Raw genomic sequence first — 11,922 nt, forward strand, 5'->3', positions numbered from 1 at the left:
AGGGGCAAGAGGAAAACATTGCCTTTTTTCTATCCTGCCGCCCGTGTTTCCACCCGGTTCAACCATGCGCGCAAATCCTTGGCCAAGGGCGCGATACGGCTGAGTAGTTCATCGTCGAATTCGGACCTATTCCATGCCAGTGAAGCGATGCCTCCAACCAAAGGCGCGGCATCCAACTCGGCTGGTTCGGCGCTTTCCTCTGGTGCCTCAGCCTCTCGCGGTGCGTCGAGGTCCATCGGGATTTGTTCGGTCTGAGGTGCAGGTTTGGCGGAAAAGGGAACAACGGTGCTGTCCGTTTCCTCGACTGCAGGCTCATCCAGAGACGGCGAGAGCGCTGCGACATGGGCGACACCCTGTTCGCGCAAAATCCGCTGTACGCCCTTGATGGTGATCCCATCCTCGTGCAGCAGCTTTTTGATACCGCCCAGCAGACGCATGTCATTAGGGCGATAGTACCGGCGCCCTCCGGCCCGTTTCACGGGTTTGACCTGGGTAAACCGGCTTTCCCAAAAGCGCAGGACATGGGCCTGTACTCCGAGCCAATCCGCAACTTCACTTATGGTGCGAAATGCGTCGGGGGATTTGCTCATGTCCGCGAGTTCCTAGGATTACTTGCGATTCCCGGCGGCGACGCGATCCTTCATCAGGTGCGACGGACGGAAAGTCAGCACGCGGCGGGGTTGAATGGGAACCTCTTCGCCGGTCTTGGGGTTGCGACCGATACGAGCGGTTTTGTCCCGAACGCTGAACGTGCCGAATGAGGAAATCTTAACCTGTTCACCGCGAACCAGCGCGTCGGACATGTGGTTCAGAACGCTTTCCACCAGCTGCGCGCTTTCGTTGCGTGATAGGCCAACTTCACGAAAGACGGCTTCGCTTAGATCCATTCGGGTCAGTGTTTTGTCGCTCATACCTTTTCCCCTGTTGATGTCAAAGCATAGGGCGGGGGCAAATTCACTGTCAATATCAATGAATTGCAGGTGGGGGCGTAAGCTGAATTGCGCCGGTTACCAGCGCAGAACAACCGCGCCCCAAGCTAGCCCGCCGCCAATGGCTTCGGTTACGATCAGATCGCCTTGCTTGATTTGCCCACGCTGTTTGCCAACCGACAGGGCCAGAGGGATCGACGCGGCCGAGGTATTGCCGTGATCCTGCACGGTGACCACAACATTCTCCATCGGCAGGCCCATCTTCTTGGCTGTGCCTTGAATGATGCGGATATTGGCCTGATGCGGCACGATCCAATCCACGTCCGAGGCCGTCAGCCCGGCGCGATCGAGTGCGGTGTTAGCGGTTTTGGCAAGCTTTTCAACGGCATGACGGAAGACCTGGTTGCCTTGCATCCGCAAATGACCGGTCGATTGCGTTGACACGCCACCATCCACATAGAGCAGGTCCTGATACCGCCCGTCCGAGTTTAGATCGGTTGCCAGAACGCCGCTGTCGTCCGACGTGCCGGTGCTTTCCTGTTCCTCAAGGATCAGGGCACCTGCGCCGTCGCCGAACAACACGCAGGTCGAGCGGTCGGTCCAATCCATGATTCGGGAAAACGTCTCGGCCCCGATGACCAGAACGCGTTTGGCCTGACCCGAGAGGATCAGCGCGTTTGCGTTGCTCAGCGCGAAAACGAACCCGGCGCAGACGGCTTGCACATCGAACGCAAAGCCGCGGGTCATGCCAAGGCGGGCCTGAACCATCGTTGCTGCAGAAGGAAAGGTCAGATCAGCGGTCGAGGTCGCAAGAACGATGGCGTCGATGTCGTCTGCCTCCAGCCCTGCGTCTGCAAGGGCGGCTTTTGCGGCATTGGTCGCCAGATCCGAGGTGGTTTCGCCTTCGGCAGCAAAGTGGCGGCGTTCGATCCCCGACCGGGTTCGGATCCATTCATCCGTCGTATCCAAAGTCTGTTCAAACTCGGAATTCGGGACAACACGTTCGGGCAAATAATGTCCGACACCTACAACGACTGAACGGCCTGCCATGTTTGAGGTACTGCCTTCTTTGTTATTTTTCCGCCTGCGGCGCGGCATGCGCGGCATCTTGTGCAAGCTGGGCCGTTGATGCAACCCGTGCTGCCAATTTTTCGGCAAAACCTGATTGGGCCAGCGTGAAGGCCAGCTTGACTGCGGCTGACACTCCGGTCGCGTCCGCGCCGCCGTGGGATTTCACCACAGTTCCGTTCAGCCCCAGGAAAACGCCTCCGTTCACCCGACGCGGATCGATGCGTTTTTTCAGGCGGTTCAGCGAGGTGATCGCCAGCACCGATGCAAGTCGAGAGAGGGGTGTGTATTTGAATGCTTCGCGCAGAAGATCGCCGATCAGGCTGGCCGTGCCTTCGCCGGTCTTGATCGCGACGTTGCCGGTAAACCCATCGGTCACAATGACATCTGCCTTGTCGCCAGGAATATCGCTGCCTTCGACAAAGCCCACGAAATCGAAATTCGCGGAGTCGGCGAAGTCGGTGATCATTGCATGCGCTTCTTTCAGCTCTGCCCGACCTTTATGTTCCTCGGTGCCGACATTCAAAAGCCCGATACGAGGGCGCTGCAGCGCCATACCGTTGCGCGCGTAAGAGGCGCCCATCAGCGCATATTGCAGCAGATCCTTGGCGTCGGCGCGTACATCGGCACCGACATCCAGCATCACGTTGAATCCCTGAGGGTTGCGCGAGGGCCACAGAATCGCAATCGCCGGGCGGCTGACACCGGGCAGCTTGCGCAGACGCATCATCGACAGCGCCATCAGCGCGCCGGTGTTGCCACAGGATACCGCGCCATGGGCATCACCCTGACGCACGGCCTCAAGCGTGGACCACATCGAGGTCTGTTTGCCGTTGCGCACAACCTGGCTGGGCTTGTCCTCCATCGTGACGACGTCAGGACAATCACGAAAATCGACGCGCCCATCAAGGACGCGCCGTTTCGCTACGAGCTTGCGCAGCTTGTCTTCCGGACCGTGCAGCAGAAACCCGATATCGGGGTTCTTCTTCGCCGATTGCGCCAAACCTGCAACAACGGCTACGGGACCATCGTCCCCCCCCATGGCATCAACGGAAATGATGATCCGTCCGGCGTGCGTGGGTTGTTCCGTCATGCGAAGGCTTGCGCTCGATCAGGCTTAGGCTGCGTCTTCGTCCAGGTCGATTTCGTCGGCCTGAGCGACGACTTCACGGTCGTCATAGTGGCCGCAGGATGCGCAAACGTGGTGCGGGCGCTTAAGCTCGCCGCAGTTCGGGCATTCGTTCGGGTTTGCAGCAACCAGAGCGTCGTGTGCGCGGCGGTTGTTGCGACGCGACTTGGAAACTTTGTTCTGTTGGACGGCCATGGTCTCAACCTTTGTCTACTGAGGGTCAGCAGAATCGCCGCCGACCGGGTTTCATATTTCGTTTATCGTGGTTTGACGCGCGTTTAGGGTACATGCCCCACGTTGTCCAACCCTAAATCCGATGAGCGCGCGAAAATACTGCGATTCTCGACATGTTCAAGCGATTTTTCTGACCGCTTGCTATGACAGGAAATCTCTGCCCTGTCACTCGTCTTTTTTCAGCGCATCGCGCAAACCTGCCAGTCCGGCGAAGGGTTTGGCATCTTCGTCCGTCATCGCCTGTTTGCCCGGCTCGGTATAGTCGGCCTGCTCCAGTTCCGCACCCTCTTTGCGTGGATAGAGGGGGAGGGCCAGCGACAGCGCCTCGATCATCACCTGGGTGGGGTCAATTTCGACGCCCAGAGCCTCGGTTTCGTCGCCTTCGGGGATTTCGAACTCTTCATCCTCGGGGTCTGCCCATTCGGCCAGAAAGGTACGAGTGACGGGGACGTCGATACGTGTGGTCACCGGTTCCAGCGTCACGACACAGGGTTGCACGACCGTTGCGCCCAGTTTGGCGGTTAGGACCCAGTCCTTCTTTCCTTCGGCCTCAACTTGGCCGACAAAGCTGAGCTTGCGAAGGCCCAGCAGGTCAAGCTCGGCTTTGATGTCATCCAGTTCCGTCGCGTTTGGGCGCAATTCGAAGGATGTGGGCGTGTTTTGGGGCAGGTCGGCCACCCGCAGAGATGTCGTGTTGCTCATTCGTGACCCTTTCCTGTGTTGAACCGGGGCATCGGTTTCTGTAAGCGGATAGGGGCCGTTACGGATCAAGGCAAGAGGGTGTATATGGTGATGGGTGTAAACAAGGTGAAACGAGCAGCGAAATCGCTCGTCTTTATTGCCTGTCTGGCTGCGATTGCGGCCTGTACGCCAACCTTCAAGAATCACGGCTATATTCCGCCTGCCGAAGATCTGGCCGAGATCAAAGTGGGTGTCGATACCCGCGACACCGTGGCCGAAGCCATCGGCGCGCCCGGCATTTCCGGCGTTGTGCAAGACTCGGGCTATTACTACGTCGCCTCTCGTGTGCGCTTCTATGGCCCCAAACGGCCCGAGGTCGTCTCGCGCGAGTTGGTTGCCATCAGCTTTGACCAGCGCGGCGTCGTCCGCAATATCGAGAGGTTCGGTCTGGAGGACGGAGTCGTCGTGACCCTTGAACGGCGCGTGACCGAATCCAGTATCCAGAACAACGGCTTCCTGCGTCAGCTGCTTGGTAACATCGGCAACTTCAACCCAGCTAACATTCCGGGCGCCACCAACTAAGTCACAGGACTGTCGTGTCGTCTTCACAAGGCGGTCACATCTGCCGTGATAGCAGAGCCATAAGGTTGAAATCCGGTCGGCAAGGGCGGAGGATGCGGTCATGGCTGTTTTGTTGAGCAAAGGGCGCTTTCGGGCGCGTCTGGCGCAGAGTGACGAAGATCTGGCGGCGGCGCAGGCGCTCCGAACGCGGGCGTTTGGCACCGGCGCATTGGATGCTGACGCGTTCGATCCGGTTTGCGCCCATGTTCTGGTCGAAGACCTGCAGGACGAGGGCGCTCTGGTCTGTTGTTTCCGTATGCTGACCATGGATAGCGGGGCTGAGATCGGGCGCAGCTACTCGGCGCAGTTTTACGATCTATCCAGCCTCAAGGGGTTCTCGGGCCGTATGGTCGAGATGGGGCGGTTCTGTATCCACCCCGACTGGACAGACCCGGACATCCTACGTGTGGCGTGGGGTGCAATGACGGCCTATGTGGACCAGAACGGGATCGAGATGCTGTTTGGATGTTCCTCATTCGCAGGGACCGAGACGGCCGAGTATCTGGACGCGTTCGCGATGCTCAAACACCGTCATTTGGCCCCGAAACGCTGGCTGCCGCGGGTGAAGGCTCCGGATGTGTTTCGGTTTGCGTCCAAGCTGCGGCGCAGGCCGGACGTCAAGAAAGCGATGCTGCGGATGCCGCCATTGCTGCGCACCTATCTGATGATGGGCGGCTGGGTCAGCGATCATGCGGTGGTGGATCGGCACATGAACACGTTGCACGTTTTCACCGGGTTGGAGATTGGGGCGATTCCCCCGGCCCGCAAACGGTTGCTGCGGGCGGTGGCTCGGTAACTCCGGATTTTCGACGAGAAGAAGGTGTGGGCGTTGACGCGCCAGCCCTGCCGGTTTAGCTGGCGGGCATGGCGAGAATTCCTTTGTTGCAGATGTCCGGCATTTCCCTGACCTTCGGGGGTGATCCGGTGTTTTCCGGTTTGGATCTGGTGGTCCAGCCGGGTGATCGCGTTGCGCTTGTGGGGCGCAACGGCTCGGGCAAATCCACCCTGATGAAGGTGATGGCGGGGCTGGTTGAGGCCGATCAGGGCGAGATCGTTGTGCCTCCCGGTAAATCCGTTGGGTATATGGAGCAGGACCCAGGGATGGAGGGGTTCCCGACGCTGGGCGACTATGCCTCAAGCGGGTTGGAGCCGGGCGAGCTGTACAAGGTCGAACGCGCCGGTGAGGGGCTGAAATTCGATCCGTCACGCCCTGTTGAGACCGCCTCGGGCGGGGAACGGCGGCGGGCGGCCTTGGCCAAACTGATGGCCGAAGCGCCGGACCTGATGTTGCTGGACGAGCCGACCAACCATCTGGACATCGAAGCCATCGCTTGGCTGGAGCGCGAATTGGGCGCGACGCGGGCCGCCTATGTGCTGATCTCGCACGACCGCGCGTTCCTGCGGACATTGACCCGTGCAACCTTGTGGATTGATCGCGGAATGGTGCGGCGGCAGGAGCAGGGGTTTGAGGCATTCGAGACTTGGCGCGACAAGGTTTGGGAAGAGGAAGATCAGCAGCGGCACAAATTGAACCGTCTGATCCAGTCCGAGGCGAAATGGGCGGTCGAAGGCATCAGCGCGCGGCGCAAGCGCAACCAAGGGCGGGTGCGCGCGTTGCAGGCCCTTAGGGCCGAAAAAGCGGCGCAGATCAAGCGTCAGGGCTCGGCGGCGATGTCACTTGAGGCCGGGCCGAAGTCCGGTCGCAAGGTGATCGAGGCCAAGGCTTTGTCGAAAGCCTATGGCGACAAGCAGATCGTGCGCAGCTTTGATCTATTGGCGCAGCGCGGCGATCGGGTTGCTTTTGTTGGGCCGAACGGGGTGGGCAAAACCACTCTGCTGAAGATGCTGCTGGGGCAGGAGACTCCGGATGAGGGCTCTGTGACCCTTGGCACCAATCTGGAGATCGCGGTGTTTGACCAGACCCGCGCGCAGTTGGGCCCCGAGATGAGCCTCTGGGACAGCCTGACCGGCGACCCAGAGATGCGGGTGTCGGGCAAGGCCGATCAGGTCATGGTTGGCGGGCAGCCCAAGCATGTTGTGGGTTACCTCAAAGAGTTCCTGTTCGATGAACGTCAGGCAAGAGCGGCTGTTAAGTCCTTGTCCGGTGGAGAAAAAGCGCGTTTGCTGTTGGCGAAGCTGATGGCTAAACCGTCGAACCTACTGGTGCTGGACGAACCGACCAACGATCTGGATGTGGAAACTCTGGACCTGCTGCAAGAGCTGTTGGACGACTATGACGGCACGGTTCTGCTGGTCAGCCACGACCGGGACTTTCTGGACCGCGTTGCCACCATAACCATCGCGATGGAGGGCAATGGCCGCGCGACCGTCTATGCGGGCGGGTGGTCGGACTATATCGCTCAGCGGGGTGATCTTGCCCCTAAGAAAGAAGAGAAAACAAAAGCTTCCAAGCCAAAGGTGAAGAAAGGGGCCAAGCCGAAACTAGGCCTGTCCTTCTCGGAAAAGCACCGGCTGGAGAAGCTCCCGGCCGAGATTGCGCGGCTGGAGGCCGAGATTGCCAAGCTGGAAGAGCTGATGGCAGACCCCGACCTGTTCACGCGCGAGCCGGTCAAGTTCCAGAAAGCCACCGAAGCGCTGGTCGAACGGCAGGAGAAACTGTCGGCCTCCGAGGAAGAGTGGTTGATGCTTGAGGAGAAGGCCGAAGGCGGGTAGCAAACGAACCGAAGCCCGTTTCCTCAGACTTTGAGCGTCGTCTTATGCGCGTCCCCGGATCGGGCGTGCGGGGTTGCCAACGACCGTTTCATCGGGTGCGACAGATTTGGTCACGACACTGCCCGCGCCGACAATGGCGCGGTCGCCGATTGAAACACCAGGCAGGATTATGGCGCCGCCGCCAATCCAAACATTCTCTCCAATCGTGACCGGATGCGCGATTTCAAGACCGTCTGCGCGCAGGTCGGGGTCCTTGGCGTGTTCAGCGCAATAGATCTGGACGTTAGGGCCCAGCATTGTGTCGCTGCCGATCCTGACAGGCGCGGTATCCAATATGGTACAGCCCGCGTTAAAATAGACACGATCGCCCAGAGATAGGTTGAATCCATAGGCGCAATGAAACGGGGCTTCGATGAAGCACATATGCCCGGTTTCGGCGAAAAGTGCGAGCAGCTCGGGCGCGATGGGGCCGCGATCATCGGGTTGGCATGTGTTGTGGGCGTAAACGGCGCGACGGGCGGTCTGGCGCAAGTCTTCCAGTTCCGGATCGAGGCAGGTGTACCACGCACCTGCCGCCATTTTCTGTCGCTCGCTCATGTTTTTAGGGTTAGCGCATCCTTAGAGCGCCGTCGATGCGGATGACCTCTCCGTTCAGATATCCCATCTCGACGATGAAGGCGGCGAGGCGTCCGTATTCCTTCGGGTCCCCCAAGCGGGGTGGGTTCGGGACGTCGGCGGCCAATTGGGCTTGCACCTCTTCCGGCAGACCGGCCAGCATGGGCGTCATGAAAATGCCGGGCGCGATGGTCATCACCCGGATACCGGTTGAGGCCAGATCGCGTGCCATAGGTAGGGTCATACCAACCACGCCGCCTTTTGAAGCCGCGTAGGCCGCCTGACCCTTTTGCCCGTCGAACGCCGCGATAGATGCGGTGTTGATGATGACTCCACGGGCCCCGTCTGCATCGGGTTCATTCAAGGCCATTTGAGCCGCAGCCAAACGGGCGACATTGAAACTGCCCACCAGATTGATGTCGATGGTGCGCTGGAACGCGTCCAAAGGGTGCGGGCCGTCGCGCCCGAAGGTCTTGATACCGTCCGCAATACCGGCGCAATTCACGGCAGCGGTGATCTTGCCCATTTTATCCGTGGCCAGCCCGACCGCTGCTGCGACCGAGGCTTCTTGGGTTACATCGGTCTCATTGAAATGCCCTCCGATCTCGGCGGCGACCTTCGTGCCTCGGTCGGCATCGCGATCCAGCAGCGTGACCTGAGCGCCTTGCGCGGCAAAGTACCGGGCGGTGGCTTCGCCCAAACCGGACGCACCGCCGGTGATGATGGCTGCGGTGTCGGACAGGTTCATGATGGGCCTCCTCGCGGGTTAATGAACATATGTTCAATAAACAGTTTAGCCGCGTCCTGTCTATAGGTTTGGCTTTGGACCCCGCGTTGGGTTCTGAAGAAATCCTCAGAAAGTTTTCAGATCGGCTTCACGGAAGATCGCCAACTCGTGAATGAACAACCTGACGCGGTCGGGTGTTTTTTCGTCAGGAGGTGCTGAAATGTTAAAGAGTACAAAGCAAAAACTTGGCGCGCTTGCGATGGCGCCGTTTGTCGGGGTGTTCATGGTCGGAAGCGCAGCAGCCGCGCCGGAAACCTGCAACTGGAAAACAGCGCGTGATCTCGCCAATGCCGGAGACTACGCAGGTTTGTGCGATTGCGCGCAGGTTACGCCCAGCTTTCTGGAGCGTCTGCAGAGGCGGACCGATTTCGAAATCACTCTAAGCGTTACAGGTGCGCAATGCCCGGGATTGGCAACTTTGCTGACCGATTTGCCCACGGCGACTGTGCAGGCCGCTTCGAACCAAGGCGAGGACAGGTCTTCTAGCGGTCCGGGCAACAGTGGCGGAGTAGGTTCGGCAGGTGACGGTGGTCCAGGCGGCGATGACGGCCCCGGTGATGGGGGCGATGGTCCCGGAGATGGCGGCGGCGATGGACCGGGTAACGGCGGCGACGGCCCCGGTAACGGTGGCAATGGCGGCAACAACGGCGGTCCCGGCAACGGCAATGGAAATGGTGGAAACCCCGGAAACGGTGGTGGAAATAACGGAGGTTCAGGGCCGGGCACCGGTAATGGTGGCGGCAACAATGGACAGGGCGGCGGCTCCGGAAACGGCGGCGGCGGCTCCGGAAATGGAGGAAGCAGCGGCGACGGCAAAGGCGGTGGTGGCAAAGGCGGCGACGGTAAGGGTGGCGGCAAGAACGGCGGAGGAAAGGGCAAGAAGTAGCCCATCGTGACGCAGCCCCTGAGCCTTTTGTAGGTCGCCACATCCGGCGACCTACACCAGCATATCAAACTCCGGATACAGCTAGCGCCATCTCGGTAATTTACAGCGCCAGCGGGTAGGTGACCGGTTTAGCGCCAGTCGCTTTAGGCATCTTCTTTGCTGCCGATGCCGGTAATTTCGACTTTGCGATCCGCTCGCCAGGTTTGCCGTCTTTGAAAAAGCTGTCGACCCGCCAGCTTGCTTTCAGGGTTCTCGGCAGCTTGCTCAACATGCGCGAGGTTTCCTTCGACGCACTGCTCCACCAGGGTTTCATGCCGCCGCTGCACTTTGCATGAAACCGGACGCGGACCCGATAGCCCGAGGCTTTCTCTTCTTTTCTGAAGTCCTGCAAGCTCTTGATCAGTTTGGATTCAAAGGCGCTGTAGTAGGTCGAGTTTGAGCTGGCAGACATGGGCGTCAGATTAACATTAGTGCCGGGACCACCAAGTTTTTCGCTTAGGATATGGCCTTTGATGTATGTCTGTGCCTGCAGTTCCGAGTAGTCGGACAGCATCTGAATTTCTGTCAGCGCCAGAAGCTCCAAAATCTTGTCGACCGAATTTGCCTTGGCAAGCTTTTGGAGCGTCGACTTGCTGGACAGGGCCTTTTGCACCGCGGCCAGATCAATCAGGTCTTTTACATCCCAGCGCGAGTTGAACCGTTCGACAATCGCGCAATGGCCGGTAGCCGGAGAGCTTCCCTTTTGCTTCAAGCTGTCGGTTGTCAGGATGCAGGTGACCTCATCCGCGCCGGTCGAGAATTTTTCGCCCTCAAAGACAACATCGGCGCGGCGGGAAGATGTGAATTTGTTCGCAACTACCATGTTCAAATCATACTAAAACGCTTCAATAGTCAGCAGTTTAGCATAGATTTGGGCTTCGACGAAACAAGGCGCTCCGGGCGCAGGTGTTTGCGCCCGGAAACGAGAAAGATCAGCCTAGCTGAACCAGAGCGTGGCGTTTCTTGCCTGCGCTCAGCTTGATGGGAGAGGAAAGCGCGCCTGCGTCAATCATCAAGCCTGCATCCGTCAGCGGCGCATCGTCCAGCTTGGCGCCGTTTTCCGAGATCAGGCGCTTGGCCTCTTTCCCGGACTTGGCCAGACCGGATTTCACGATCAACTGCACGATCGACATGCCATCGCCCAGCTCATCCGCGCTGAGCGTGAGGGTCGGAAGGTCTCCACCCACGCCGCCCTTTTCGAACACTTCACGCGCGGTGGCCTCGGCTGTCGCTGCGGCCTCACACCCATGCAGAAGGGTCGTGACTTCGTTGGCGAGGCGGATTTTGGCCTCGTTGATCTCGGACCCCTGCAACGCACCCATGCGGTCGCATTCATCGACCGGAAGCTCGGTGAAGATCTTCAGGAAGCGGCCTACATCGGCGTCGGTCGTGTTGCGCCAGAACTGCCAGAACTCATAAGGCGACAGCATATCGCCGTTCAGCCAGATCGCACCGCCCTGCGATTTGCCCATCTTGCGGCCGTCGCTGGTGGTCAGCAGAGGCGTCGTCAGGCCGTAGATTTCCTGATCCAATACGCGGCGGGTCAGGTCGATGCCGTTGACGATATTACCCCACTGATCTGAGCCGCCCATTTGCAGAACGCAGCCATAGCGACGGTTCAGCTCAAGGAAGTCGTAGGCCTGCAGGATCATGTAGTTGAATTCGAGGAAGCTCAGCGATTGTTCGCGGTCCAGCCGGGATTTCACGGACTCGAAGGACAGCATTCGGTTGACCGAGAAATGCCGCCCGATATCGCGCAGGAAATCGAGGTAGTTCAGGCTGTCCAGCCATTCGGCATTGTTCAGCATCAGCGCGCCGGTCTCGCTGTCATCGTAGGACAGGTATTTCGAGAATACCTGCTTCATGCCTGCGATATTGGCGTCGATCTGTTCAGGGCCCAGCAGGGGGCGTTCGTCCGAGCGGAACGAGGGGTCGCCCACCTTGGTGGTGCCGCCGCCCATTAGGGTGATCGGCTTGTGGCCGGTCTTTTGCAGCCAACGCAGCACCATGATGTTCATCAGGTGGCCCACATGCAGCGACTGCGCAGTGGCGTCATAGCCGATATAAGCCGTCTGCACCCCGTCGATCAGCGCGTCGTCAAGGCCCTGATAATCGGTGCAGTCGGCGAGAAAGCCGCGCTCGATCATCGTGGCGATGAAATCCGATTTGGGGTGGTAGGTCATATCGTGCCCTCGGGGTTACTGTTGCGGGGCACTGTATAGGCGGCGGCGTAGGGAAGGGGAAGGTGCCTTTTGTGCTG

The 11,922-nt window shown here is 59.4% G+C and carries 14 protein-coding genes; 4 read left to right on the forward strand and 10 right to left on the reverse strand.

The features are described from left to right. Positions 1-29 precede the first annotated feature (29 nt). The 6 genes from ACR0B5_RS02480 to ACR0B5_RS02505 all read right to left on the reverse strand — a co-directional run bounded on the left by ACR0B5_RS02480 (position 30) and on the right by ACR0B5_RS02505 (position 4,062). Positions 30-590 carry a MerR family transcriptional regulator gene (locus ACR0B5_RS02480; RefSeq protein ID WP_480538185.1) on the reverse strand — a complete coding sequence of 187 codons (561 nt, stop codon included), beginning with the start codon at positions 588-590 and terminating at the stop codon, positions 30-32. 18 nt (positions 591-608) lie between these two features. Next, a complete protein-coding gene (gene ihfA, locus ACR0B5_RS02485) occupies positions 609-911 on the reverse strand; it encodes an integration host factor subunit alpha (protein ID WP_037316145.1) in 303 nt (100 codons plus the stop codon). Positions 912-1,007: 96 nt separating this feature from the next. After that, positions 1,008-1,979: a beta-ketoacyl-ACP synthase III gene (locus ACR0B5_RS02490; protein WP_480538187.1), complete on the reverse strand. Its 972-nt coding sequence runs from the start codon at positions 1,977-1,979 to the stop codon at positions 1,008-1,010. Between the two features lie 22 nt (positions 1,980-2,001). Then, positions 2,002-3,090, reverse strand: a complete 1,089-nt coding sequence (plsX, locus tag ACR0B5_RS02495) for a phosphate acyltransferase PlsX (protein WP_480538189.1) — start codon at positions 3,088-3,090, stop codon at positions 2,002-2,004. Positions 3,091-3,114: 24 nt separating this feature from the next. Further along, the gene (gene rpmF, locus ACR0B5_RS02500) at positions 3,115-3,321 is read right to left on the reverse strand and encodes a 50S ribosomal protein L32 (protein ID WP_008756996.1); all 207 of its coding nucleotides are present in this window, start codon (positions 3,319-3,321) and stop codon (positions 3,115-3,117) included. A gap of 204 nt (positions 3,322-3,525) precedes the next feature. Beyond that, positions 3,526-4,062, reverse strand: coding sequence for a YceD family protein (locus tag ACR0B5_RS02505; RefSeq protein ID WP_480538191.1), 537 nt, complete (start codon positions 4,060-4,062; stop codon positions 3,526-3,528). Positions 4,063-4,146: 84 nt separating this feature from the next. Between ACR0B5_RS02505 and ACR0B5_RS02510 the strand changes: the two genes are divergently transcribed. The 3 genes from ACR0B5_RS02510 to ACR0B5_RS02520 all read left to right on the forward strand — a co-directional run bounded on the left by ACR0B5_RS02510 (position 4,147) and on the right by ACR0B5_RS02520 (position 7,335). Next, positions 4,147-4,623 (forward strand): outer membrane protein assembly factor BamE domain-containing protein, encoded by a 477-nt coding sequence (locus ACR0B5_RS02510; protein ID WP_170641953.1) that lies wholly within the window; start codon positions 4,147-4,149, stop codon positions 4,621-4,623. A gap of 100 nt (positions 4,624-4,723) precedes the next feature. Further along, positions 4,724-5,458: a GNAT family N-acetyltransferase gene (locus ACR0B5_RS02515; protein ID WP_480538193.1), complete on the forward strand. Its 735-nt coding sequence runs from the start codon at positions 4,724-4,726 to the stop codon at positions 5,456-5,458. A 68-nt stretch (positions 5,459-5,526) separates the two neighbouring features. Beyond that, on the forward strand, positions 5,527-7,335 hold the full coding sequence (locus tag ACR0B5_RS02520; protein ID WP_480538195.1) for an ABC-F family ATP-binding cassette domain-containing protein: 1,809 nt from the start codon (positions 5,527-5,529) through the stop codon (positions 7,333-7,335). A gap of 42 nt (positions 7,336-7,377) precedes the next feature. Here the strand turns inward: ACR0B5_RS02520 and ACR0B5_RS02525 are convergent, their stop codons facing one another. Both ACR0B5_RS02525 and ACR0B5_RS02530 read right to left on the reverse strand, forming a co-directional pair. Next, positions 7,378-7,932, reverse strand: a complete 555-nt coding sequence (locus ACR0B5_RS02525) for a sugar O-acetyltransferase (RefSeq protein WP_480538197.1) — start codon at positions 7,930-7,932, stop codon at positions 7,378-7,380. A gap of 10 nt (positions 7,933-7,942) precedes the next feature. Beyond that, on the reverse strand, positions 7,943-8,698 hold the full coding sequence (locus tag ACR0B5_RS02530; RefSeq protein ID WP_480538199.1) for a 3-hydroxyacyl-CoA dehydrogenase: 756 nt from the start codon (positions 8,696-8,698) through the stop codon (positions 7,943-7,945). Positions 8,699-8,897: 199 nt separating this feature from the next. On the opposite strand from ACR0B5_RS02530, the gene ACR0B5_RS02535 reads away from it, so the two are divergent. Next, positions 8,898-9,623, forward strand: coding sequence for a hypothetical protein (locus tag ACR0B5_RS02535; RefSeq protein WP_480538201.1), 726 nt, complete (start codon positions 8,898-8,900; stop codon positions 9,621-9,623). Between the two features lie 100 nt (positions 9,624-9,723). Here the strand turns inward: ACR0B5_RS02535 and ACR0B5_RS02540 are convergent, their stop codons facing one another. Together ACR0B5_RS02540 and tyrS are read right to left on the reverse strand one after the other, a co-directional pair. Continuing rightward, complete coding sequence (locus tag ACR0B5_RS02540; RefSeq protein ID WP_170664970.1) at positions 9,724-10,485, reverse strand: DNA/RNA non-specific endonuclease; 762 nt, start codon at positions 10,483-10,485, stop codon at positions 9,724-9,726. 109 nt (positions 10,486-10,594) lie between these two features. After that, entirely contained in the window at positions 10,595-11,845 is a 1,251-nt protein-coding gene (tyrS, locus tag ACR0B5_RS02545; protein WP_480538203.1) for a tyrosine--tRNA ligase, read from the reverse strand. Positions 11,846-11,922: the final 77 nt, after the last annotated feature.

The organism is Ruegeria sp. AG1, assembly GCF_056541705.1.